Source organism: Microcoleus sp. FACHB-1515 (genome assembly GCF_014696105.1).
In the GTDB taxonomy this organism is placed as follows: domain Bacteria; phylum Cyanobacteriota; class Cyanobacteriia; order Elainellales; family Elainellaceae; genus JAAUTJ01.
In genome coordinates, this window is the sequence record NZ_JACJPO010000066.1 from 227,588 (window position 1) to 251,905 (window position 24,318).

Here is a 24,318-nt window from a genome sequence, read left to right on the forward strand (position 1 = left end):
AAACAGCCGCGCCATCACAGGGATGTGACAAGGCGCATTAAAAATAGCTGACGATTTCCGACGCGCCCTTGAAAGTCTTTGTTTAGTTTAGCCGCTCTTGGAGCGCGATGCGAATCACTTTTTCAAGTCTGCCCCAAATCCAGCCTGCTCAGACAAAGTGGAAATGCGGCGAGGCGGAAACTGACGATGTAGCAAGAGCGCATTGGTGACAACGCTCAGCGAGCTAAAGGCCATGAACGCGCCAGCAGTTGCGGGACTCAAAGCAATGCCAACTGTAGGAAGCAAGATGCCCGCTGCAACTGGGATGCCCAAGATATTGTAGGCGAACGCCCAGAACAAGTTTTGACGAATTTTATGAAAGGTGGCACGGCTGAGGCGAATCGATTCTAAGATACCGCCCAGTCGATCGCGCATCAGTACGATCTCGGCAGTTTCGATCGCCACTGCTGTACTGGAGTGGAGAGAAATACTCACATCCGCCTGTGCCAAAGCCGGAGCGTCGTTGATGCCATCGCCCACCATTGCCATATGCTGCCCAGCCGCTTGCAGTTCCGCAATCACGGCAGCTTTGCGATCGGGCGGAGTGCTGGCATAGACGCGATCGATGCCAAGCTGCTGCGCGACTTCCTGTGCAGCCTCAAGTCGATCGCCCGTCAGCAGCAAAACGTCGAGTCCCATCTGTTGCAGTTGTGAAATGATCGATCGGGCTTCGGGTCGTAGCTGATCGCGGACGGCGATCGCTCCAGCAAACTGCTGATCGCAGGCAACATAAACGATTGTTGAACCTGCGATCGGCGGCAGATCGGATATCGCGATGCCGTGCTGCTCCAGCCAAGCTTGCGTTCCCAGCCGCACAGTTTGCCCCTGCACAACGGCTGAAACGCCAAACCCAGCCTCGGTGTGAAACTGCTCGGCACTGAGTATCGCTAGGTTTTGCTGTTGCGCCTGCTGAAGAATTGCTTGTGCAAGCGGATGGCGCGTGCCGCTTTCGACGGTTGCTGCGAGTTGCAGCAAATCTGCATCGCTGACATCGGGAAGGCAAGAATGGCAGTCGGTGACGATCGGCTGGCCTTGAGTCAGCGTTCCGGTTTTGTCAAACGCGATCGCATCGAGATGATGCACTTTTTCCAGCACATCGCCGCCACGAATCAACAGGCCGCGATCGGCTCCAATGCCCGACCCGACCAAGATTGCGGTGGGCGTTGCGAGGCCGAGCGCACAAGGACAAGCAATGACCAGCACGGCGATCGCCAGCTTCAAGCTCAGCAGTAAGGGCGAAGTCGTTGCCGAATACATCAGTTCATGTTCCATCGCAGCGTGATTGCTCAGACGCAAAACATGCGGCCAAAGCGGAATGCCGATGAAATACCAAAATAGAAACGTCAGCAGCGCGATCGTCAAAACGCCGTAGGTGAAATATGCCGCTACGCGATCGGCCAATTTCTGAATTGGAGCTTTGCGCGTTTGCGCCGTTTCCACCAAACTGATAATTTGCGCCAGCGTCGTTTCCTTTCCCGTGCGCGTAGCGCGAATCGCGATCGCCCCGGACTGATTAAGGCTGCCTGCTGCAACGCCATCTCCGGGCTGCTTGAGGACGGGTATTGCTTCGCCCGTAAGCATCGACTCGTCGATCGTGGTTTGTCCGGCGACAATTTCACCATCAACGGGAATTTTATCGCCGGGCAAAACCTGCACCCATGCACCGATTTGGACTTGACGGGCGGGCACTTCGATCGCCTCCGAGTCAACCTGTGGCGGATCGGCGGCGATCAAGCGGGCGGAGGCAGGCTGAAGCGCGAGCAGCGATCGCAGCGAAGCGGTTGCCCTGGTGCGGGCTTGCTGTTCGAGGGCACGACCAAGCAGAATGAAGCCGACCAGCATCACAGGTTCGTCAAAGAAACATTCCCAGCCCAAGCGGGGAAACAACAACGCCACAACGCTCGCCAAATAAGCCGTCAGCGTTCCCAATCCGACCAGGGTATTCATGTTGGGAGCGTTGTGCCGCGCTCCGCGCCAGCCATCGATGAAAATCGATCGACCGGGAAACGCCAGCGCGATCGAAGCTAGCCCAAAGTGAAACCAAATATTGCTGAGTCCAGGAATGTACCAGCCAAAATGCTCTAGATGTCCGATCGCGGACAGAATCAGCAGCACAGCGGCGATCGCCAACTGCCGATAAGGAGTTTGATTCGATGTTTCGCTGGGTTCGCTTGCAGGTTCTATCTGATGAGGCTGTGACGGAAATCCTGCTTGGGTGAGGCGATCGGCCAAGGCAGTTGGATCAACGGTGGGTGTGCATTCGATCGTCGCCTGCTCCGTCACTAAATTGACCGTTGCGGCAATCACACCCGGATGCTGCGTCAGTTGCGTTTCTACTGCTCGAACGCAGCCAGCGCATTTCATGCCGCCCACATCCAGCATTACCGTCGTCAAATCACGTGCGATCGTCGCTTCTGGCATCACAAGCCACACTCCATCCAAGAAATCGAGCTTCCCTTCTTTGAGCGTAGGCCAAATGCAGTGCGATCGACCGTGTGTGACAGCCTGTCGTAGTTAAAAAGATGCTTAAGCGGTTGTGTTTGAAGTACTGACCGTCTTCAAAATACTCTTCAGCTAGCGAAGAAAACCCCCGTTAATCAAAAGGCTGAAGCAGGGTTTTCAAAATCAGGAAGCTGGAGCAATTCGGCATCGGTTTGACAGGTAGCTAATAGGTGGCTCGTAGGCGCTGCAATAGATAATTTCCGGCAGTGATGGGCGCATAGCGAGCAGGTCGATCGCTCACAGGCAAACAGGCAATTTCAACCTCTGGATTTGGATCGCAAAAAAACGCGATCGAGTTGCGAGCACCAGCGACTGACCGAACCCGATGGGGTGTCGATCGATATTCGTCGTTTGTCCAGCGCTGCATCAAATCCCCTAAATTCACTAAAACGGCATTGGCGATCGGCGGCACGTTCAGCCACTCGCTCGATCGCGTTTGCACTTCCAGTCCAGCAACTTCGTCCTGAAACAGCAGCGTGATACTGCCGTAGTCGGTGTGAGCAGCCGCTCCGATCGCGTTTGCTGACTGGGGCGGATAGTGCAGCAGCCGCAGCGTGTGAGCCTGCTCGCTGTGCCGGAGGGTGAAGAAGTCGGACGGCAGATGCAGAGCAAGGGCGATCGCTGCGAGGACAGCATCGGCAGTTTGCACGCAAGCAGCAAAAAATTCTAGGGCAGTCGATCGAAATTTGGGTAGTTGCTGCGGCCAGCGGTTGGGCTGCTCGATCGATTCGCGCCGAATGTTGAACGTTTCTTTGTAGTCGCTGGGGCGATCGGGATCAAGCTGTTCGCGTCCCAAGCCGCCATAGCCGCGATTGCTGGCTGCGGTTGTCCAGGCAAGCTGTTGTTTTGCGGTCTGCGGTAGGGAAAAAAATTGACTGCTCTGCTCAAACTGCTGGGCTAACAGATCTAGAGGCACTCGATGATTTCTTAGATAGAAGAATCCAATTTCTCGGCAGGCGCGATCGATCTGAGCAGCAACCGATTGGCGATCGCCTTGCCAAAAGGGTAAAAAGTCGATGACCGCGATGGATTGAAAAGAAGACTGCATCGGCTTGAGGCTGCTTTTTACGGAGGTGCTGTTCGATCACTTGCAAGCGAGCTATGGTGATTTTACTGGGAAGTGCGATCGAGGCGATCGGACAATTGAGCTGCCAATTGCTTGACTCTTTGCTTGATTCAATACAATCTTTGCTATGCTAGGGAAGGCTTAGGCCGATGTGGCTCAGTGGTAGAGCACTCGATTCGTAATCGAGCGGTCGTGGGTTCAAATCCCACCATCGGCTTTTTAGGTCAATAAAAAAGGTTCTCCAAAACGAAGTCGGAGAACCTTTTTTATTAGCAATACTCGTTCAAGCTCAGGGCGCGATCGCCTGTTGCAGCTTCCCAAATCCTGGATGAATGTGGAATTTAGAAAGCTGTTTTCAGCGTTCTACTGAATTTGATTGCGCCAGCGCTGAGCAAATTCAGTCAGAAGCGATCGCGATAGTTGAGATTGCAGCCATTGCAGAGCGGCTGTTTTTTGAGCAGTCAACTCGTCTTGCTGGTTGAACAGTTCCGCAAAGCGAATTGTTCCCGCTGATTTAAACAGTTCACCCCAGGTTTTATTGCCAACAATACCGTCGGCTCTGAGGTTGCGCTGCTGTTGAAAGCGAATGACAGCGGCTTTGGTGAAGCGACCAAAATCACCATCAACCACGACTCGAATTCCCCAGCGATTCAGCGCCATTTGTAGTTCTGCAACTGCTTGATTGCGATCGCCTTCGATCAGCATCGGCAACCGTTCACCAAACGGATTATTCCAGCGCTGCACAAATCCCACAAGTGGTGCTTCTGGCGATCGATGTTGCAGCCAGTCGAGCGCATTGCGCTGATGCAGATAGCGCGTCGGCTCATAAAAGCGGACAACATTGACGAGCGAAATTGTAGAAGCGGCAGTCGTCATTTCGTCGGTCATGAATTGTTCTTGCACGTCAAATTTCTCCAAGGTAGACGTTGATTGAAATCATCTCAAATGCAGTGTTTTCTGAAGATGTGATTGCTGAAAAGTGCAATCACATCTTCAACAATTAGCTTGAGATTCAGCAGTTAACGTTGTGATTAACCTGCTTGTATTGAGTTCCAACAGCGACAGTTCGAGAAATTTCGGAGAGGGATAGACAGAGGCTAAATTGACACAGTTTGCGATCGATTCAGGCTGTTGCTTGTTAAGGTTATGCATTTTATCAGTATTTCTGAAGTTGCTTCTGCTTAAAAACCTGAATCAGATACAAAGTCCAGAGCATGTCTTAAAAGCTATAGAAGGAGTGATTTGGCTTCCTCCTTGAAAAGGAGGGTCGGGGAGGATCAAGCGTTAAACCGCGCCCTAGCAGAAAAGGCAAGTCGTGTTCCTACAAAGGATTTTGTAGGCTAGAGCAGATTAAACATTGATTCAATTAGCCGTCAACTTTCCATGCCTCCGCTTCTAAAATCCACAAGCTGTAGCCTGCTTGCGTTTCAGTGATGATAATTTGGTCGCCGCGATCGCTCAATTTATCAACAATTGGAAGCGCCTGTTCGGAGTTTTCAGTTAGGCGAAATAAGCTGTAGTAGCGATTTTCAAATTCGATCGCGCTGAGGTTTTGATCGAGATCGGGAACGCGAATTTGGCAGAGGCGATATTGTGCTGTATCAGAAAGAATGCGATAGGGAACTATTTTGCTTAACGGCAGTGCATCTAGTTCAAGTACCCAGATCGCGTAGCCTTTGGGCGTTTGCGTCAGAACAGCGCGATCGCCTCGCTGCTGAAGGCGATCAATCAGCTTAGCAGCAGTTTGAGCATTGGCAATTTTGAAGAAGCTGTAGTAGCAGCGATCGACACAAATAGCGGCTAGTGATTCACCTGCAACTCGAACATGGCAGGTTTGATAGTCTTGGCGCTTGAGTAGTTTGGCGGGGAAATTGGCAAGATGAAAAGACATGGCAGCGAAGACAGCAAACAGATACTTTCAGTCTTCACCGATCGCCATGATTCCTATCAGGTCAATTTGAGTAAATGGGTTAACCAGACGTACTCATTTCCTCGCGATCGTTCGCCATTGACTGAAGGTCAAATCCGGTAAAAGTCGGCTGCATCGGCATTTCTGCGGCATTAATTACCGCGCCGAGAAACTGAATTTCCTCCGATTCAATAAACTGCTCGATCGCTTCATTCAGGAGCGGCTCTTCCGTATAGTTTGGGCGCGTCACTAGCACCAAACCGTCCACATACGGCTCGATTAGCAAGGCATCATTGTAGCGACTCAGATCAGGCGTGTCGAGAACAACCAGATCAAATCGTCCGCGTGCTTCATCGAGCAGTCGCCGCATTTCGCTTGATTCTAGAATTGCGGATGCCTGCCGCTGCACACTCGGACTCGGCAGCAAGTAGAGATTTTCAATGTCGGGAACCATGCGGATGCAGTCGTTGGGCTGACTGTAGTAGCGCAAGGGGTCGATCGCGCCTATCGGATCGGGTGTCACCTTCAGCACAGCCGCCTGCGAGGGCGATCGCAAATCGGCTTCGATCAGCAGCGTCCGCTTTCCGGCATGGGCACTGGCGATCGCGAGATTGTAGGCCGTAACAGTTTTGCCTTCCTGGGCGATCGTACTGGTCAAAATGACGAGTTTGGGGAATTTGCTGCCTGTCGATCGACGCAGATTGCTGCGGAAGCGATCGAACGGTTCAAGATAGGGTGAGTCGAGCGGAGCGATCGGCAAATCGGCACGAGTGCGAGTCCGTTCCGGCAACGCTCCGCGATCGGGCAGCAGCGGCAGCAGACCCAAAACCGGAATTTCCTGCTGCCGCAGAGCCGTTTGTAGGTCTTGAAGCGTGTGGAACGTAGCGTCGAGCGAATCGAGCAGCAGCACCAGTCCGCCGCCAACCAGCAGACCAACAAAGCCGCCAACCAGCAAAATGGCTGCTGAGGAAGGATTATCAGCCGCCGCAAGCTCTGTTTGCACAGGCTGAAGCACAACTAAACTGCCGACGGTTTCCTTTTCGGCCAGGGTGACATCTGCCAGTCGCGCTTCAATTTGGTTGTAGGAATTTTGCTTGAGAGCAACATTTTGCTGGAGCCGCGCCTGCTGAAGTTGCCGATTTGGAAGACTGGCATATTGCTGGCGCAGTTGGCCTTCTGCTTGCTGCAAGGTGGTGAGCTGCTGAGCTAAAGTATCGCGCTGCGTTTGCAGATTGACGAGCGTGTTGGCAAGCTGCTGGCGTGCCGGATCAAGGCTGCTGTCTTGGCGAATTTGGTTGCTGTTGGGCAGCGGAGCCGCCTGCTGATTGCCGCCGATGACTTCTGTGACGCGCTGCTGCAAAAGCTGCTCGTATGCCTGCTGCTGATTCCGCAGTTGAATCATCGTCGGATGCTCTGGCCGCAAGTCGGGCGCGAGAATTTGCAGTTGCGACTCGGTTTGATAAATCTGCGCTCTCAGGTTAGCAATGATCGGATCGGCACTGAGGGCAGAAGAGGCATAGGCTTGATCGGGCGTGAGTCCTAACCGCGCTTGGAGGCTGCGAATTTGGGCATCAATTCCGGCGATCGCCAACTGAATTTGACGCTGTTGCGCTTCGCCTCCGGTGATCGCGCCCAGCACATCGCCTTCTTGCGCTGCCTGCACAGCCGGAGCTTGCTGCCGGACATATTGTTCGAGGGCGCGTTCGGCCTGCTGCAATTCTTGTCCGACCTGCGATCGCAACTGCTGCAAGTTGTCGGCAATCCGCGAGAGCTGCTGCGCGTTGAACTGGCGGCTTTGCTCGACGATCGCTTCCATCAATCGGTTGGCGGCTTCTTGTGCCAAGGTTGCATCCGGGTGGCGATAGCGCACTAGCACTCGGTAGCCTGCGGCTTCGCGCTCTTGACGGTCGCGATCGTCTGCACCCGGATTGACGATGACTTCGGCACGTTCGCGGATGGCGATCGGGTCAAGCCGCAACGATTGCGCGACCGCATTGACAACGGCATCGGAGAGCAAAAATTCTGCCGTTAGCGATTGCCCCTGCTGCTGAAGCGCAGTTCCCGTTTGCGAGAGCGTGACGGGCGGCGCACTGTAGGCCAGGGTTCCCGCTGCGACAAATTCACTGGGCGGCTGAGGCTGCATTGCCGCAACGCCTGACAAGCTCATCACGACGAGGAATCCAGCGATCGCTGCCCACTTGTGGCGATCGAGCGCAACCAAGTAACGCTGAAGCATCACAGCCATGTCGATTTCAAGAAGAGATTCGCGTCTACCTTAGCAGTGATGGCGGGTTGGTCGCGATCGGGCAGCAGAAATGCAACGTTTTCTTAGTATATGCGGCACGCAGTTCGTGGGGAATCCCAGTTAGCCGTCGATGCGCTCGAGCCAGTCTGACCCGACACGCAGGGTAATGTCCGATTCCAGATCGCCTGTGGAGGCAGCAACGACTTCACCCAAACCGAGCGTGGTTTCAAACCGCTGGGCGCTATCGAGATCGCCGCGCTGCGCGATAATTTGGGTTTGCTGCTGCGCGTCCGACCAGTCTTCGATGATGTAGACGTTATCAAAACCTTGAGCTTGCAGGTAGGCAGCGGCACGATGGGCAACATCCGGTTCACCGGAAGCGTTTTGGACGGCAATTCTAAGCTGACGCAGCGATTGGCGATCCTGCATCATGCCAACCATCGGCATTTCAAAGTAGCTTGCCAGCACTTGATCGCGGCCTGCTTCGTCCAGCATCCAGTAGCTTGCCACATATTCGTCGGGTGTACTGAAGCGACCCGGAAGCATGACCATGTGGAAATCTTGGCGATCGAGATTCAGCCCGAAACTCACCAGCGCCAGCATTTCCTCCAGCGTCAGGTTTGTATCAACATATTTCTGCATCAGTTCGATCGCCTGCGGCAGGCGTGGCAGCACAGCAGGACTCGTCAACCGCTCGCGCAACGCTCGAATCAGCGTTTGCTGTCGCTGAACCCGACCAATATCGCCATTGCCATCGGCACGAAAGCGGGCGAAGCCTTCGGCCTGTTCGCCATTGAGCGTTTGCCAGCCCTGTTCGAGGTCGATGTGCAAATCCTGCGTATTGTCGGTGTACTTCATTTCCTGCGGCACATAGACCTCGACGCCTCCCAGCAGATCGACCAGTTCGCGAAAGGCATCGGTGCTGACGCGGACATAGCGATCGATCGGTACATCGTTGAGCGTATGGCTGACCACTCGCGCTGCCAATCCTGGCCCGCCGACTTCGTTCGCGTAGTTAATTTTGGTTAAGCCTTCACCAGGAATTTCCACCTGAGTATCACGCGGAATCGACAGCACATTCACGGCGTTGGTTTGCGGGTCGATTCGCACCAGCAGCATCGTGTCACTGCGACCCATCAGGACTTCCGGCGAATTCGGTTCGGCCTCCAAGACGCGATCGACTCCCATGACCAGCACATTGACAGGCCGCGTCACCTCATAGCGCAGCGTTTGCCGCATCAAATCCTTGAGCGAAAAATCTTGTTCTTTCGCTTCTGGTGCAAGCGCAGTCGCCAGCGGCGTCGTGAGAACGGCAACGGCTCCCAGCGTGCCCGAAACGATCGCCGTAATCAGAAACACAAAGCTCCACAAAATCCAGTTGGCTCTGCGAGCGGGCGTGGCAGCAACAGGCGTGGCAGCAACAATGGCGCGAGCTGAATTTGACGAGGTGGCCGACTGATCCGGCTTCGGTTCCATTGATTCCACGCTCAATTTCCTTGTGTGTTCCTAAGCAGTACGACTTGGCGATCGCTGGCAGCGCAGCCGTTGCATTTTGTTACAGGCCTTTCGCGATTATAGGGCAATCCTTGCGGTCGCCAAGAGCGCCAAACGATCAATGCTTTCCCATCATTGCCACAATACAAGACGCATTTGCAGCAAATCTGTTTACAAAACAGCGCAGCGATTCGGCAAAATCCGGCAAAAATTGACGCCTGCTGCAAAATTCGTCCTATCTCTTAGTTTCATTGGCAGTTTGTAGTTTTGGCTCTACCGATCGCCAGAAAAGCGATCGCCAGAAAAACCAATTCTCTTGGATTAGACTTGGCGATCGCAAAGATGTTGTGAAGCCGGACTTCACGGATGGCGCGCTTTCAAGGATCTCGGTAGGATGAAGCCGAACTTCTCGTCATCTCCATCATGATTCCGGTAATTCTTGCAGGTGGCAAAGGCGAACGATTTTGGCCGCTGAGTCGAAAACAGCGCCCCAAGCAGTTTCTCAGTCTCGACGGCAGCGGAAAAAGCCTGCTGCAAGCGACCGCCGATCGCCTGCTCGACCTTGCAGGCGGTTGGGATGGCCTGTGGGTGATCACAGCCGCCCACTTAGCTGAGGGCGTGCGCGAACAATTGCCAAAACTGCCAGAAACCAACTTACTCGTTGAAATTGAAGGCCGCGACACGGCTCCGGCTGTCGCTTGGGCAACGCTAGAGATTGCACAGCGCTACGGCGAAGATACGATCGTCGGCTTCTTCCCCGCCGACCCTTGGATTGAGAATTTAGCCGCCTTTCACCAAACCTTGCGAGCCGCCGCCGCTCTTGCTGAACAGCAGCAAGCGATCGCCACGATCGGCATCACGCCCACCTCACCCGCTACCGGATACGGCTACATCGAGCAAGGCGAATCGATCGGTCGCTTCGACAAGCTTGCCACCTACAAAGTCAAGCGCTTCACCGAAAAGCCCGATCGCCCCACAGCAGAATCTTTTCTCGCCCAAGGCTGCTTTAGCTGGAACAGCGGCATCTTCATTTTTCCCGCAGGCGTTGCCCTCAGCGAACTTCACACCTACGCCCCCGAAATCATCGAACCGCTGGAAAAACACGGCGCAGCAATTTATCCCAAACTGCCCAAAATCAGCATTGACTACGCCCTGATGGAAAAAACCCAGCGAGCCTACGTTCTGCCCAGCGACTTCGGGTGGGACGACTTGGGCGACTGGAACGCGATCGATCGCCTACTCAAAACCGACCAGCCCAACGTCGAAGTCGCCAAACACATCGGCCTCGACACTCAAAACTCTCTGTTCTACTCCGAAAACACCGACGACCTGATCGTCACGATCGGCCTCGACGATCTCGTCGTTGTCCGTGACGGCAACATCACCCTTATCACCCACAAAGACCGCACCCAAGACATCAAACAGGTGCTTAAACAAATTCAAACACAGCCTGACTTGCAGGACTTGCTGTAGAGCGATCGAACTATCTGCAAAAGGCAAACTCTGCAAAAGGCAAACAAGTACACGGCAGCGGTTCGGAAACCAAAGACGCGGACGACGCACCGATGCGAAGCGCTACATTGACACCCACAAGTACGACCTTGCGTAGGAGTGCAGAGGAGATGCAATCGTCCTCTGCTGGGGTTGGAGGTGTGGAGGAGGGGCAACGCCCCTAGCCTCCACTGGCTCGGAAACCAAAAGCAATCCCAAAGGCGATCGATCCTGCCGCAAAAACTATTCCCCCGTCACATCCTCAATCAACTCCCGCGCCTTCTCCACCGTCTTCTCCACCAAACTCGTCTCCGGAACCGGATTGCCATTCAAATCCAAAACCCGCTCGTAAGGCTTGGGCAAATTATCCGGGCTTTCAGCTTCCTCAAGCCGCTGCTGATAAATTTCTTCCTGCAAGCCTGCCTCTTCACTCAGCGTATAAGCCCGATCGATCGCTTCATCTGCACTCGTCGTTGCCGCCTGAGCCGCAAATTCACCCAAGCCAAACAGCATCACCGCCAACAGCGCGATCGCTAAGGCCTTCTGCAAACTCCGCATCACGCTACGCATAAAAAACTCCTTTGAGCGTTTGAATAACTGCGGAGTATGGTACGGGTCGAGCGATCGTACTGGCTTCTACCTTGAGATACAGAGGAAGCCAAAGATCAGCGATCGGTAGAGTGAAGAAGATGTTTTTGAGCATAGTAATGGAAGCCGTTGCCCTGCGCCTTAAACCCCAGCAAGACCTGAAAACAAACCTTGACGATTTCGTGAGGAAACAGCAGATTGAAGCAGCCTGCATTCTCACCTGTGTCGGCAGCTTGAGTGAAGCAAACTTGCGATACGCGAACCAGCCGGAAGGCACAGCCCAAATCGGTCAATTTGAAATTGTTTCGCTGACGGGCGTGATGTCAATGCACGGATCGCACTATCACATCGCGATCGCCGACTCGACAGGACATACACTCGGCGGACATCTGCTCAAAGGCTGCTTAATCTACACCACAGCCGAAATCATCGTCGGCATCCTGCCGCAATATCGCTTTCGGCGCGAATTCGATTCGGCATCCGGCTTTCGCGAACTAGCGATCGAATCGATCGCCGCCTCCAATTGCCAAAACCCACTATCATGAAAAACGCATTCTTCAGCGAGCCTCGATCGTGCAGCACCCGTTGCCTTCTGGACAAATTTTCACCAGTCCTGGCTGTCACTTTAGCTACCGCGTGATTGGTCCCTGCTGTCGTTTGTTCGATCGCGAAGAACTGCCCTGGCCGTGCTGTCGGCTTCAGTGGCGGGGCAAAGAACCAAGCTGGCGCAGAATTGGACGACGATTTGTGCCCGACCTAGCCGTCAAAAAAAGTCCATCTTATGCCGTTGAAATTTTGGGACAGGAAGCTTCGGAACCGTTTGTCCTGACGCTGTATGCCGTCAAGCTGCCGCCTGAAATGCAGCAGTGGTGGTACAGCAAAATCAAAGACACAACGGAAATCGCTGCCGAACCGCAGCTTAGCGTCCGCTAGCCAGAACCACATTCTCAACTTGCTGCATCGCCCGTTCAACCGTGACAGGCGGAGCGGAAGACAGCAGCGTGGCCGGATAAACGGCACCTTGCCATTGCGGATGCACGATCGTCAAACAGCCGCCACAATCGAGCGTGTCATAGCCCAACAGCGATCGCACCACAGCTACATCGTGCAGCCGCAACGTTCCGGCTGTGGCATCGATCGGCAGTCCGGTGCGCGGATCGAACCGCGTGGCATGATGAGATTGACGCTGAAGCAAACGCACGATCGATTCGCCAAACTGCAAAAATTGCTGGCGCAGCAAATCTTTATACACTTCAGTTTCCGTCGTGCGATCGAACAGCGAAATTGGACAGGGTTGCAGCACGACCAAAACCGAAGCGACTGGTTGCTGCCAGTCGGGTAAAAGTGCGGCTTGATGCGTACAGAGATAGGCGTTGGGGGTGTGAACCGTACACTGCATATTTTCACCTCGATTTACTATTCTATCGAGGCGATCGACCTTGGAAAAAAGCATGGAGCCGTCGTTTCATCAAGACTGGAATCGGGAACGTTAGAGGAGGTTGATTTTGTTTGAGAGTAGGTAAATTCGGCATGAAAAAGCGCCGTAGACAGCCGACACAGGCCACAGAACCACAAAATCACTCGTTTCACTGGCTCGATCGCCTGCCGATTGGCGTCTGCGTGGTGCGATCGAATTTACAGGTTGTGTTTTGGAATTCAACACTCGCCACCTGGACGCAAATTTCGCCACAGCAAGCTGTTTCCCAATCGATCGACACCCTTTTGCCCCAGCTTCATCTTCCGCAAAACTGGCAGCAAGCGCCGCAAACCCAAGCCCTCGAATTTTCAACCGACTTGCCAGCGGGACGAATGCAAGTTTCGATCGCGCTTTCTCAGCCGCATTACTACACTTTTTCGCTACAGCGACTGAGCGATCGCGATTGCTATCAAGACCGCTTTCAATCCTTAGTTTCCAACTTGCCCGGAGCCGTATTTCGCTGTGCGATCGATGAACACTGGACAGTGGAATACATCAGCGAGGCGATCGAAGCGATCTGCGGCTATCCGGCCAGCGATTTTATTCACAATCGCGTCCGCACCTTTGCCAGCCATGATCACCCAGACGATGTTGCCCGCGTGCGGCGAGTTGTCACCGAAGCGGTCAGTCAAAATCGCCCCTATGCCGTTGAATATCGCATCTTTCACGCCGATGGCAGCATCCGCTGGGTGTTCGATCGCGGGCGCGGTGTTCTTGCTCCGGACGGCAAGATTCATGTGGAAGGCGTTTTGCTCGATGTGACCGATCGCAAATTGGCCGAAGCGCAATTTGAGCAGCAGTTTCAGCGGGCGCTGCTGCTTCAGCAAATTACCGAAGAAATTCACCGCAGCCTTGACGCCGAGCAGATTTTTCACACGACGGCAACGCAGATTAGACGCGCTTTTCACGTCGATCGCTGCTTGATCTACACCTACGACACAACTTCGGCTTTGCATCTGCTGCCCGTTGCCGAATATCAGCACGCCTACGCCACCCGCCTAGCAGCCGAAATTCCGATCGCGCAGTTCGACCTTGAGCGGCTTCTAACCCAAGATCAAGCGATTGTCGTGCGATCGATCGAAAATTTTGCTGAGTCGATGCTGGCCGTGCGTACCTCATATCAGGGTGAGCCGAACGGCGTCATTTGTTTGCATCAGTGCAGGCAATCAGGTTGTCGCGAATGGACAGCGGACGATCGCGATTTGCTTCAAGCGGTCGCCGCTCAGATGGGCATCGCTTTGGCGCAAGCGCGACTGCTAGAGCAAGAAACCCAGCAGCGGCAAGAACTGACGTGCAAAAATGCTGCCCTAGAGCAGGCACGCAAACGAGCAGAACTGGAAAATCAAGCGAAAAGTCATTTCTTGGCGACGATGAGCCACGAAATTCGCACGCCCATGAACGCCGTCATCGGGCTGGCCGACCTGCTGCGCGATACGCCGCTCAACGATCAGCAGCGCGATTTTATCGAGACGATTCGGACGAGCGGTGCGTCTTTGCTGGCGATCGTCAACGACATTTTAGATTTTTCCAAAATCGAAGCAGGCAAGCTGGAACTGGAGCAGCAGCCGTTTAATCTGCGATCGTGCATTGAAGACGCGATCGATCTGCTCGCCCCCAAAGCGCTAGAGAAAAATCTTGACCTGGCCTATCTGATTGAAGCGGATGTGCCAGAGGTAATCATTGGTGACGAAAATCGACTGCGACAAATTCTCGTCAATCTGCTCAGCAATGCCGTCAAGTTCACCGCAGCGGGCGAAGTCACCGTAACCGTGAGTGCTCGCTGTCTGCGAGCGAAAGTCGATTCAATTTATGCTCTGCGCTTTATGGTGCAAGATACCGGAGTGGGCATTCCGAGCGATCGGCTCAATCGGCTGTTTCGTCCATTTAGTCAGGTCGATTCTTCGATTAGCCGTACCTATGGCGGTTCTGGGCTAGGCTTGGTGATCAGTCAGCGCTTAATCGAGATGATGGGCGGCAGAATTTGGGTCGATAGCGAGGTTGGACGCGGTTCAACGTTCTACTGCTCAATGATGGCGCAGGTCAAGCCGTCGCCACCTGTTAGCGATGCGCGACTGGCAGACAAGCGACTGTTAGTCGTGGACGCCAATGCGGTGCGGCGAGAAGATTTGATCGTGCAGGCGCGATCGTGGGGAATGAAAGTGGCGTCAGCTTCAGATGTGGACAGCGCGATCGCACTGCTAAAGCGATCGTCCTTTGATGTCGTTTTGATCGACAGTCGGTTTGCCGATGCGATCGACTTGTTTCGCCAGCTTGCTTTGCCGCTGCTGCTGACACCCATCAACCAAGCGAGCACTTTGTGCGCCATGACGCTGAGCAAGCCTGTGAAGCGATCGCAGCTTCACGCCGCGCTGATTGGAATGCTGCATCAAACGGATTCACCTGCGATCGCGCCGGACGCTCAAAATGGAATCGCCAGCCTGCGAAGCAGTGCGCCAAGTTCAAGCGACAGCATCGCTCAATCGCTGCGCGTGCTGGTTGCTGAAGATAATGTCGTCAATCAAAAAGTGATTATCCATCTGCTCAAGCGGCTGGGCTATCAAGCGGATCTGGTGAAAAACGGACATGAAGTTTTAGCAGCGCTGCATGACGCTTCGCAGCCTTATGACGTAGTGCTGATGGATGTGCAGATGCCGGAAATGGACGGCATCACCGCCACACAGGAAATCTGCAAACGCTGGCTGCAAAATCGCCCGCGCATTATCGCCGTCACTGCGAGCGCCACACAGGGCGATTATCGCGACTGCCTTGAAGCCGGAATGGACGATTACCTCAGCAAACCGATCGACATCGACAGCCTCAAGCAAGCCCTGAGCTGCTGTCCTGCCCGTTCACCTGCTGAGCCACTTCCAGCCGCGATCGACCCGTTGGCCGTTCAAGTGCTCGATGAACTGCTGGGCAAAGCAGTGTTAGTTGAACTCATCGACAGCTACAGGCAGGAATCGCCGCACCTGCTGCAAAAAATGCAGACCGCGATCGCCCAGCAAGATGCAAGCGCATTACGATTGGCGGCGCACACGCTCAAAGCGAGCAGTGCCACCTTGGGCGCGATCGCACTTTCGCAGCTTTGCAAATCGATTGAGCTGCAAGCAGTGCAGAACCAAGTTGCCTCAGCCGAACAACTGCAACGGGTCAAGCTGGAATATGAGCAGGCGATCGCTGTTTTAATGCAGCCATTTATGACGCAGGCAATCGTGTCTCAGGTCGGCTAGCGCTCGATCGGTGGTGTAAAAAGCTCAGTGCTGAATACTTCAGCTTTCAATTTGCTCTAGTTCCGTCTCGCGCAGATGGGCGCGAAAGCGCTTGTCAAACTTAACAAGCAGCGGAAAATTTGCGCTGATCGGCTGGCCTTTCCACTCGCTCGCCAGCTCAATAACTTCACCTTCTTGCCCCTGCAAATCAAACGGTTGATTGCGATGCTCAGGGTGGTGGTAAACGGTGACAGATTCCTTCACACGAACGCGATCGCCAACTTTCATAACGCTGATGTCTTACCCTTCACAACAAACCACATCCGATTCGATCGAATCAGAAGCATCTTCGGACTCTCCAACGGTTGGAGGCGCTTGCAAGGAGTGTAGCAGCTTTACCGATCGCATTCAAAGCGACCAAAGCCACTTTGCCCACGCCACCAGTTCGCAACATCGGCTCATCCAAGCGATCAAACGGGCGATCGATTACCCTTTGCTTTGCTTTCTACTTTGCCGCTCCTGCTCGATTTCCGCTTGAAGCTGCGCCAACTGTTCGGGCGTGAGTTCTTCTAGTCGCTTTTGCAGCACAGCGTCTTCGTAGTCTTTCAACTGCTGATTGAGCGTCATGTTTTGCGTCAGAGCGCGAAACAAATAGGTGAGCAGCCAGCCGACCAAGCCGCCGACGAGAAGCACCTGACTCCAAATTCCGGCGTTGATGCTGTCTAGCCCCACGCCGCGAAACACAAAGTAGGCAATTGCGCCAGCCGCCAACAGGCCGACGCCAATGCCCAATACATCAATCCGTCTCATAGCTGCCTAGGTGGGAATTTGACGACGCTGCGGACGCCAGTTCACAAACGGCCCCAGCAGCAGAAATCCCGGAAAGAAAAAGAACACTAAAAAGAACATCAAAACTCGTTCGATCGAACTGGTTTTATACCAGCGACCGCGAATATACGCCAAAACGAGCGCAGGAAAGACAACCAGGTACGCGCCACCCAAGGCGACATACAGCAGCAAGGCAATGGGAAGTTGCGTCATTGTTCGGCCAGCTTGAGCAAAAAATCTTCACATACTTCATCTTACCGCTTTGGCAGCCTTGTCTTGATCGATCGCGCCTCTGAAAAACTTGATGCTTTGGATTGGGTGTCGGGTGTCGGTGAGCGATCGAATTACTATAGACTGGTGTTGAATCTAATTCAATCCATGCGGGGGCATGGCGGAATGGTAGACGCTGCGGACTTAGACAACTGAGCCTTAGGCGAGAAATCGTGTAAGTGTAAGCTCTCAAACTCAGGGAAACCTAAATCGCAAGACAAGGCAATCCTGAGCCAAGCCGATCGCGAAGCGCTATCCGAAGGAATCGCGAAGCGCTGTCCGTAAGGAATCGCTCGATCGGAAGGTGCAGAGACTCGACGGGAGCTACCCTAGCGCCATGAGCGCGGGTAAAGGGAGAGTCCAATTCTCAAAGCCTGCGGGCAGTCGCGAAAGCGGCAGGAGAATGAAAATCCGTTGACCGATAAAGTCGTGAGGGTTCAAGTCCCTCTGCCCCCATCCATTACCAACTGTGAATTTTGCCACCTGTAACCTTTGAAAGGTGAGATCGCGGCTGCGGGCTAGTTTCTGGACTGCACTAGCCTTTGCTTTCCGCTCGATCGAACGGCTGAAACTCTTGGTCAAAGTAAACTTCCGTGAATTTGCGATCGCAAATCTACCGAAAATTCACGTCAATCTTATGAAGCTTCAGTTAACGCCTGCGGGCTTTGGGCATAATGGGGTTGCTGGAATATCGCGCCGACATGACTTCTGAACCGTTTTTGACTATTGATGAGCAGCCGATTTCGCTGGCGCAGGCCATTCGCTACCTGCAATCGGGCGGCAAATTTGAAGCGTTCTTGGGCGATATTGTCCGCCAGTTTGTGATCGAGCAGGAGTTGCAGGCAAGGCCGGATCTGATGGCGAGCCAAAGTGCGATCGAGCAGGCGGTGATCGACTTTCGGCTTCAGCGACAACTCACCGATCCCCGTGCCTTTCAAGATTGGCTGAGCGCAAACGGCCTAACCTACGAAACGTTCCACGCTCAGATCGCCAGCAGTTTTCGGCTGGCTGCCCTGCGCGACGGCATCAGCAGCGCCAAACTGCCCGAATATTTCATCGAGCGCAAAGTGTTTCTCGATCGCGTCGTCCTGTCGCGCATCATTCTGGATGAGCAGGAATTGGCCGAAGAACTGAAAAGCCAAATTGACGAGGGCGCAAGCTTTGAGCAGTTGGCGCGTGAATATTCGCTGACGGACGATCGCATTGCGAACGGCATGGTGGGTCCGGTCAGTCGTGGCACCATGCCGGATATCTTGCGAGCCGTAATCGACGACGCGCAACCGGGAGATGTCGTTGGCCCCTTGGGAATGGAAAATCGCTGGGGGCTGTTTCGCGTCGAGGAATTTTTGCCCGCTTCGATCGAAGATCCGCAACTGCGCCAAACTTTGCAGGACGAACTGTTTGAGCAGTGGCTCGCGGACAAAATGCAACGATTGCCAATCAAGCTGAACATTAACGAATGATCACAAACGAACAATTTGCGAGTGTTGATTGGAAGCGTCCGCCGCTGGCTTGGCTGGCGGCAGAGCAGCAGTTGCGCGTCAAGGAAAAAGCCGAAGTTCGCCGCTTCAGTTTGGGCGAGGTGATCTGGTCAACCGAAACGCCCGATCGCCAATTTCTGATCGTCTCTGGCAATGTTCGTTTGGTTCCGGATGGAGGTAAATCGATCGTCCTCAAGGCCGGAGATTGGTTTGGCGATTTGCCGGAACTGTCGGGCGTTTGGAAAGCGCGAGCCTCCAGCAAGGAAGTGGTTGTGCTGGAATGGCCTGCCGCGATTTGGACAGACTTTCTCAAAGACCACAGCGCCGCCAACGAGATGCGATCGTTCTGGCTCGATGTGCGATCGCGCTATCAGCCCGACTACTCGGACGCGCCGCAAACAATCAGCGGCTTTCCGTTCGTGTCGGCTCCCAACACCGCCGCCGCCTGCCTGACAATGCTGGCTCAGTATCTTGAAACGCCGACGCAGCTTGAATGGGTGCAGCGGCAACTGCGCGGTCAGCGATCGAAAGATGTCGTCAATGCTGGGGAAAAACTCGGCTTTCATCTGCGCCGTCTGCTGGTGGGCAACTGGAACGATTTGCGGCAGTTGACGTTTCCAGCTTTGATGCAGTGGGGCGACCGCTGGGTGGTGGCGTATGCGGTGCGGGGCGATCGCCTGATCATTGCCGATCCGCTCAGTGCCAGCCAAGCCTGCGAAAGCGTCCCCAAAGCGCGAGTGGCGGAAGTTTGGGACGGGCAATTTTGGCAGGTGGAACTGGTTCAAAAGCAGGAAAAATTCAATCTCGCCTGGTTTTTGCCTGCGGTTTGGCGCTTCCGCACCTTGCTGGGTGAAGTGCTGCTGGCCTCGTTCACGCTGCAACTGATTGGACTGGCAACGCCGATTATTACGCAGGTGATCATCGACAAGGTGATGGTGAACGAGAGCATCCCGACGCTGGACGTGATGGCCGTTGCGCTGCTGTTTGCAGGCATTTTTGAGGCTTGTCTCGGTACGCTGCGGATGTTCATCTTCACGCACACCACGAATCGGCTGGACATGGGGCTTTCTGCCCAATTGTTCCGGCATTTGCTGAGATTGCCGCTGTCCTACTTTGAGGCGCGGCGGGTTGGCGATACGGTCGCTCGCGTTCAGGAACTTGAAGAAATTCGCCAGTTTCTCACCAGCACCGCCCTGACCGTCATTCTGGACAGCATTTTCTCGGTTGTGTATCTGGCCGTGATGTTCTACTACAGTCCGCGTCTGACTGGCGTGGCGCTGGCCGTGATTCCGCTGTTTGCCATCCTCACGCTGGTCAGTACCCCAATTCTGCGGAACTGGCTGAACGAAACGTTTAACCGCAGTGCCGACAGTCAGTCGTTTCTGGTCGAAACCGTCACGGGCATTCACTCGGTCAAGGCACACGCAGCCGAGAAAGCGTCTCGCGATCGCTGGGAAGGACTCTACGCCCGCTTCATCCGCACGGGATTCAAAGCGACCACAACGGCGAACATTAGCAACCACATTGGCGATTTTCTCACCAGCCTTTCTGCGCTGCTAATTTTGTGGTTCGGGGCGCATCAGGTGATCGCTCAGGACTTTACGATCGGTCAATTGGTCGCGTTTCAAATGTTATCGGCTCGCGTCACGGGGCCACTTTTAAGACTCGTGCAGCTTTGGCAGAATTTGCAGGAAGTGTTGCTGGCGGTCGATCGAATTGGCGATATTTTGAACGTCGCGCCGGAAGCGGAACCGGGAACCGGATTGATGCTGCCGCCGCTCAAAGGAGAAGTGGTTTTCGATCAGGTGTTTTTCCGATATCAAGAAGCCCAAGAACCAATTTTGCGCGGCATTTCTTTTAAGGCGGAACCGGGAATGTTGGTTGGCATTGTCGGCAGAAGCGGGTCAGGAAAAAGTACATTGTCAAAGTTGATTCAACGGCTGTATTCGATCGAATCGGGTCGCATTTTGATCGACGGATTCGATGTCAAAAGCGCCGATCTCGCTTCTCTCAGACCGCAAATTGCCGTTGTTTTGCAAGACGATTTTCTCTTCAACGGCTCGGTTTTGGAAAATATTACTTTGGGGAATCCTGATGTCACAGCGGAAGAAGTGGTAGAAGCCGCTCGCAACGCCGTCGCGCATGATTTTATCTGCGATCTGACCGATGGCTATGAAACAAATGTCGGTGAACGTGGCACGTCGCTATCCGGCGGACAACGCCAGCGAATCGCCCTCGCTCGGATGTTTCTTTCAACCGCGCCGATTTTGATTTTGGATGAAGCGACCAGTTCGCTGGATGCGGAAACGGAACAGCAAGTCTTAGAAAACATTCAGCGCGTTTCCCAAGATCGCACCGTTTTTCTGATCGCTCACCGTTTCGCTCCGCTGAAAAAAGCCGATTTGATTTTGGCAATGGAAAAAGGCGTGATTGCCGAACGCGGCACGCACGATTCACTGCTAAAGCAAAAAGGCTTGTACTGGTCGCTCTATCAGCGGCAGCAGGCGGCGATCTAGCTTGGCTTCACGATCAGCAAACGGTAAGCATCCGGCGAAAGGTACTGCTGGGCGGCGGCTTGCAAAGCATCCGGGCTGAGTGCCTGAATCCGCGCCGGATAGTCGATCGCTGGCTTCAAATCGCCCACCACCGACTGATAGTAGCCGTACAGTCCGGCGCGATCGCTGGGCGTTTCGCTGCTGAAGACGTAGCGATTGGCGACGAGGGTGCGAATCCGGGAAATCTCAGTGGGCGTGACGGGTTCGGCTTGCAGGCGGCGGATATGGTCGAGAATCGCGGCTTCGACAGTGGCGAGATGTTCGATCGAGAGCTGAGCAGAAATGTGAAACAAGCCTTGGCGCGTGAAGGTCATGTTGCTGGCGGAAATGCCCGTCACCAAATGCCGCTCTTCGCGCAGATCGCGCATCAGGCGAGCCGTTCGGCCTTGACCGAGAATGTAAGCCAAAATGTCGATCGCGTCGGTCTGCTGCAAGTCGTCCATGCCGGGAACTCGCCACATCAGCATCATTCGCGCTTGCTGCAAGCTGGGATCGATCAGTTCCTCTCGCTGAATGTCGATAAAGGGCGGTTCGGGACTGAGATCGGGCAGCGTCAGCGTAGAAGTGGAGCGACTGGAATAGCTCGATTCCGTTCGGGCAAAGCCGTCTACGACGATTTGGATCAGGCGATCGACAGGCAGATTGCCCACCGCAACAGCGGTCATCGACTGCGGCTGATACCAGGTTTGGTGAAAGTCGCGCATCTGCTCAGCCGTAAGCTGTTCCACGATCGCACTCGTTCCCAAAACCGGACGGCGATAGGGCAATCGATCGAACGCTAGCTGCATCGATCGATTGTAGACGCGACGGCGCGGCGTATCTTCGGCGCGGCGAATTTCTTCCAGAATGACCGATCGTTCGCGATCAAAGGTTTCGTCTGCGATCGAGGCATTGCGGACGATTTCGATCAGCAAGGGCGCAAGATCGGCAAAATCTTGAGGCGCAGTGGTGATGTAGAAATGCGTGTAGTCGTGGCTGGTGGCGGCATTGGTGACGGCTCCGCGCTGCTCAATCCGGCGTTCAAATTCGCCGCTTTGCAGGCAAGCCGTGCCCTTGAAAATCATGTGTTCTAAAAAGTGCGCCATTCCGTTGATGGCATCGGCTTCGATCGCCGAACCGACACCCAACCACAAGCTGAGGTTCACAGCTTCGATCGGCATTTGCTCGGCTACGATCGTCAGACCGTTGGGCAGTCGGTGGAGCGTCGGCGCATTCAGGCGCGGCCCGGCGGCTGACTCAAATAGCGTTGAAGTCATGGAAATCTTTCAGGGACTCTTCATTCATCTTAATAGTCACAATCCCAGCGTCGTCATCGATCGCACAGGGCGCTTGATCGAAACGGGCTTTTTGTGATTTTAGCGGCAGTGTTCGATCGCAACCCGTAAACCTGGATACCTATCAATCAGGAATATTTACGAGTCTGATGACAATGCCGAATTTTAGCTTAGCGAATTCGATCGCGATCGACAGGCTGTAAGGTCATCGAAACGCAAAATCACCCAGCCGTCGATTATGATCAAAATATTAAGAAATTTAACGAATTTATGGCGGAATCAGCAAGACAGCCGAGCGTCATCGTCGTGGGAGCCGGAATCGGAGGATTGACAGCCGCCGCCCTGCTTGCCCATCGCGGCTATCGAGTGCAAGTGTTTGACCAGGCGATCGTCCCCGGCGGCTGCGCTTCGACGTTTCAGCGGCGCGGTTTTACGTTTGACGTGGGTGCAACGCAAGTGGCCGGATTGGAACCCGGAGGCATCCACCACCGAATTTTCTCGGAACTGGAAATCGATTTGCCACCTGCGACCTTTTGCGATCCGGCCTGTGCCGTTTATCTGCCCGGAGAAACCGAGCCGATCGCCGTTTGGCGCGACCCCGATCGCTGGAAAGCCGAACGTGAGCGGCAATTTCCCGGCAGCGAACCGTTCTGGCAACTGATGAACGATCTGTTTCGCTACAGCTTTGCCTTCCAAGCTCGCGATCCCGTTTTGCCGCCGCGCAGTGCGTGGGACGTGATGCAGGCCGTGAAAGCGCTTCGCCCTGACACGCTGCTGACCGTGCCGCACACCTTTTCCACTGTTGGGCAAGTGCTGCGCTGGTATGGACTGGGGAACGATCGCCGCCTGAGAACCTTCCTCGATTTGCAGCTTAAGCTGTATTCGCAGGTGGACGCGGAAGAAACCGCGCTGCTCTATGCCGCAACCGCGCTGGGCGTTTCGCAGGCTCCGCTCGGACTGTATCATCTGCAAGGCAGTATGCAGGTGTTGAGCGATCGCCTGGTCGAATCGATCGAGCGTGACGGCGGCAGCGTAAAAATGCGCCATGCGATCGAGCAGATCCATCTGGAAAACGGCCAAGCCAAAGCCGTCACAATTCGCAGTCCCAAAGGCGAAACTTGGACGGAAACCGCCGACCACATCGTTGCCAACGTCACCGTCCAAAACCTCGTGACGCTGCTGGGCGATCGCGCTCCTGCTGGCTATCGGCAGCGCGTCGATAAACTCCCCGATGCTTCTGGCGCATTCGTGATTTACCTGGGTGTGCGGCAAGATGCGATCCCCGCTGACTGTCCGCCGCACTTGCAGTTTCTCTATGACTATGACGGTGCGATCGGGGAAAATAACTCGCTATTCGTCTCCGTCAGCCATCCGGGAGACGGACGCGCCCCAGCCGGACACGCCACCGTGATCGCCTCGTCCTTTACGGATGCGACGATGTGGCAGCAAACGCCCGACTATGAAGCGCTGAAGCAGCAGTACACCGAAACGGCGATCGCCCGCCTTAGCTCATTTTTCCACCTGACACCCGACACGATCGTTCACCAGGAAGCCGGAACGCCCCGCACCTTTGCTCGCTACACGGCACGCGATCGCGGCATCGTCGGCGGCATCGGCCAGCGCGTCAGCACCTTTGGCCCCTTCGGATTCGCAACGCGCACACCTGTCTCGAAGCTTTGGCTGGTCGGCGACTCCACCCATCCGGGTGAAGGCACAGCCGGAGTCAGCTATTCCGCTCTGACCGTCGTTCGCCAAATCGAGCAGGAAAGCTGATCTAGGTCAGTTGGTGGGCTACATTGCGATCGGACAGCCCCCCAAATCCCCCACTGGTGGGGGACTTTGAGGAGGGTTGGCAAGCGATCGCCCAGTGGGGACTTCGCTTTCGCTGCC

At 54.6% G+C, this 24,318-nt stretch carries 20 protein-coding genes and 1 tRNA gene; 9 read left to right on the top strand and 12 right to left on the bottom strand.

Annotated features, from left to right (window positions below; all coding sequences use genetic code 11):
- Positions 1–114: 114 nt before the first annotated feature.
- The gene (locus H6F67_RS23330; RefSeq protein WP_190769183.1) at positions 115–2,460 is read right to left on the bottom strand and encodes a cation-translocating P-type ATPase; all 2,346 of its coding nucleotides are present in this window, start codon (positions 2,458–2,460) and stop codon (positions 115–117) included.
- 244 nt (positions 2,461–2,704) lie between these two features.
- Positions 2,705–3,589, bottom strand: coding sequence for an isopenicillin N synthase family oxygenase (locus tag H6F67_RS23335; RefSeq protein WP_190769046.1), 885 nt, complete (start codon positions 3,587–3,589; stop codon positions 2,705–2,707).
- A 163-nt stretch (positions 3,590–3,752) separates the two neighbouring features.
- Here H6F67_RS23335 and H6F67_RS23340 point away from each other — a divergent pair.
- Positions 3,753–3,824: transfer RNA gene (locus tag H6F67_RS23340), tRNA-Thr, on the top strand.
- A gap of 146 nt (positions 3,825–3,970) precedes the next feature.
- On the opposite strand, the gene H6F67_RS23345 is transcribed toward H6F67_RS23340, so the two are convergent.
- The 4 genes from H6F67_RS23345 to H6F67_RS23360 all read right to left on the bottom strand — a co-directional run bounded on the left by H6F67_RS23345 (position 3,971) and on the right by H6F67_RS23360 (position 9,237).
- Complete coding sequence (locus H6F67_RS23345; RefSeq protein ID WP_206753931.1) at positions 3,971–4,495, bottom strand: peptidoglycan-binding protein; 525 nt, start codon at positions 4,493–4,495, stop codon at positions 3,971–3,973.
- A 478-nt stretch (positions 4,496–4,973) separates the two neighbouring features.
- Positions 4,974–5,498 (bottom strand): hypothetical protein, encoded by a 525-nt coding sequence (locus H6F67_RS23350; protein ID WP_190769047.1) that lies wholly within the window; start codon positions 5,496–5,498, stop codon positions 4,974–4,976.
- A gap of 79 nt (positions 5,499–5,577) precedes the next feature.
- Positions 5,578–7,761 (bottom strand): polysaccharide biosynthesis tyrosine autokinase, encoded by a 2,184-nt coding sequence (locus tag H6F67_RS23355; protein ID WP_190769048.1) that lies wholly within the window; start codon positions 7,759–7,761, stop codon positions 5,578–5,580.
- 120 nt (positions 7,762–7,881) lie between these two features.
- Positions 7,882–9,237 carry an LCP family protein gene (locus H6F67_RS23360; RefSeq protein ID WP_190769049.1) on the bottom strand — a complete coding sequence of 452 codons (1,356 nt, stop codon included), beginning with the start codon at positions 9,235–9,237 and terminating at the stop codon, positions 7,882–7,884.
- Positions 9,238–9,678: 441 nt separating this feature from the next.
- Here H6F67_RS23360 and H6F67_RS23365 point away from each other — a divergent pair, with 441 nt between their 5' ends.
- Positions 9,679–10,728: a mannose-1-phosphate guanylyltransferase gene (locus H6F67_RS23365; protein WP_190769050.1), complete on the top strand. Its 1,050-nt coding sequence runs from the start codon at positions 9,679–9,681 to the stop codon at positions 10,726–10,728.
- A 261-nt stretch (positions 10,729–10,989) separates the two neighbouring features.
- Here the strand turns inward: H6F67_RS23365 and H6F67_RS23370 are convergent, their stop codons facing one another.
- Positions 10,990–11,316 (bottom strand): hypothetical protein, encoded by a 327-nt coding sequence (locus H6F67_RS23370; protein ID WP_190769051.1) that lies wholly within the window; start codon positions 11,314–11,316, stop codon positions 10,990–10,992.
- A gap of 119 nt (positions 11,317–11,435) precedes the next feature.
- Between H6F67_RS23370 and H6F67_RS23375 the strand changes: the two genes are divergently transcribed.
- A complete protein-coding gene (locus H6F67_RS23375) occupies positions 11,436–11,879 on the top strand; it encodes a PPC domain-containing DNA-binding protein (protein ID WP_242020760.1) in 444 nt (147 codons plus the stop codon).
- Positions 11,880–11,907: 28 nt separating this feature from the next.
- Complete coding sequence (locus tag H6F67_RS23380) at positions 11,908–12,267, top strand: hypothetical protein (RefSeq protein WP_206753932.1); 360 nt, start codon at positions 11,908–11,910, stop codon at positions 12,265–12,267.
- Here the strand turns inward: H6F67_RS23380 and H6F67_RS23385 are convergent.
- Positions 12,254–12,787, bottom strand: a complete 534-nt coding sequence (locus tag H6F67_RS23385) for a methylmalonic aciduria and homocystinuria type D protein (RefSeq protein WP_190769052.1) — start codon at positions 12,785–12,787, stop codon at positions 12,254–12,256. The genes H6F67_RS23380 and H6F67_RS23385 overlap by 14 nt on opposite strands.
- Before the next feature lie 77 nt (positions 12,788–12,864).
- Here H6F67_RS23385 and H6F67_RS23390 point away from each other — a divergent pair, with 77 nt between their 5' ends.
- On the top strand, positions 12,865–16,041 hold the full coding sequence (locus H6F67_RS23390; RefSeq protein ID WP_190769053.1) for a response regulator: 3,177 nt from the start codon (positions 12,865–12,867) through the stop codon (positions 16,039–16,041).
- A 39-nt stretch (positions 16,042–16,080) separates the two neighbouring features.
- On the opposite strand, the gene H6F67_RS23395 is transcribed toward H6F67_RS23390, so the two are convergent.
- From H6F67_RS23395 to ndhL, 3 genes are all read right to left on the bottom strand, one after another.
- Complete coding sequence (locus H6F67_RS23395) at positions 16,081–16,308, bottom strand: ferredoxin-thioredoxin reductase variable chain (RefSeq protein ID WP_190769054.1); 228 nt, start codon at positions 16,306–16,308, stop codon at positions 16,081–16,083.
- Between the two features lie 198 nt (positions 16,309–16,506).
- On the bottom strand, positions 16,507–16,830 hold the full coding sequence (locus tag H6F67_RS23400) for a DUF3007 family protein (RefSeq protein WP_190769055.1): 324 nt from the start codon (positions 16,828–16,830) through the stop codon (positions 16,507–16,509).
- Positions 16,831–16,836: 6 nt separating this feature from the next.
- Positions 16,837–17,061 carry an NAD(P)H-quinone oxidoreductase subunit L gene (gene ndhL, locus H6F67_RS23405; RefSeq protein WP_190769056.1) on the bottom strand — a complete coding sequence of 75 codons (225 nt, stop codon included), beginning with the start codon at positions 17,059–17,061 and terminating at the stop codon, positions 16,837–16,839.
- A 12-nt stretch (positions 17,062–17,073) separates the two neighbouring features.
- Between ndhL and H6F67_RS23410 the strand changes: the two genes are divergently transcribed.
- The 3 genes from H6F67_RS23410 to H6F67_RS23420 all read left to right on the top strand — a co-directional run bounded on the left by H6F67_RS23410 (position 17,074) and on the right by H6F67_RS23420 (position 21,115).
- Positions 17,074–17,274 carry a hypothetical protein gene (locus tag H6F67_RS23410; RefSeq protein WP_190769057.1) on the top strand — a complete coding sequence of 67 codons (201 nt, stop codon included), beginning with the start codon at positions 17,074–17,076 and terminating at the stop codon, positions 17,272–17,274.
- A 545-nt stretch (positions 17,275–17,819) separates the two neighbouring features.
- Positions 17,820–18,581, top strand: a complete 762-nt coding sequence (locus tag H6F67_RS23415; protein ID WP_190769058.1) for a peptidylprolyl isomerase — start codon at positions 17,820–17,822, stop codon at positions 18,579–18,581.
- Complete coding sequence (locus tag H6F67_RS23420) at positions 18,578–21,115, top strand: type I secretion system permease/ATPase (protein ID WP_190769059.1); 2,538 nt, start codon at positions 18,578–18,580, stop codon at positions 21,113–21,115. The genes H6F67_RS23415 and H6F67_RS23420 overlap by 4 nt, the downstream gene beginning before the upstream one ends.
- Here H6F67_RS23420 and H6F67_RS23425 read toward each other — a convergent pair.
- Complete coding sequence (locus H6F67_RS23425) at positions 21,112–22,410, bottom strand: pitrilysin family protein (protein WP_190769060.1); 1,299 nt, start codon at positions 22,408–22,410, stop codon at positions 21,112–21,114. The genes H6F67_RS23420 and H6F67_RS23425 overlap by 4 nt on opposite strands.
- Before the next feature lie 288 nt (positions 22,411–22,698).
- Here H6F67_RS23425 and crtD point away from each other — a divergent pair, with 288 nt between their 5' ends.
- Positions 22,699–24,201, top strand: a complete 1,503-nt coding sequence (gene crtD / locus H6F67_RS23430; protein WP_190769061.1) for a C-3',4' desaturase CrtD — start codon at positions 22,699–22,701, stop codon at positions 24,199–24,201.
- The last annotated feature ends 117 nt before the right edge of the window (positions 24,202–24,318 follow it).